Raw genomic sequence first — 438 nt, forward strand, 5'->3', positions numbered from 1 at the left:
GGGGCCGCGCCCTGCCTCGGCCTCCCGGGCGAGGGGCGCCTCGCGCGCGAGCCGGGCGGCGCCGATGCCGGGCGCCTCCAGGAGGACCACATCGGCCTGCCGCGCCGCCAACTCCCTTCGCCCGGACGGATCGTGTGCGGCGAGCGCGACGACGACGGGCGGGCGGCCCTGGGGCGGGCGGGGGACTACGGAGGGGCCGCGTACGGAGAAGTGCGGGCCTTCGAAGTCGATGGGGTGCGGACGGTCGCGGTCCCCGAAGCGCCCGGTGGCGGCGTCCCGTATCTCCGCGTCGTCCTTCCAGCTGTCCCACAGCCGGGCGGCGACCTCGGTGGCGTCGGGCGCCTGCGCCCACAGCTCGGCCGCGGGGGCGGCGCGCCGCCGGCCGGACCCCCCGGCGTCGGCCCCGGGGGCCGCCCCCGCGACCGGCCCCCCCGCGCG

General features: G+C 81.7%; 1 protein-coding gene. It reads right to left on the reverse strand.

From position 1 onward, the window contains the following. Positions 1–438, reverse strand: a 438-nt coding sequence (locus tag JAO81_RS34305; RefSeq protein ID WP_199551893.1) for an LLM class flavin-dependent oxidoreductase, incomplete at both ends; no start/stop codon positions are given.

The organism is Streptomyces sp. N35 (genome assembly GCF_016464295.1).
Classification (GTDB): Bacteria; Actinomycetota; Actinomycetes; order Streptomycetales; family Streptomycetaceae; genus Streptomyces.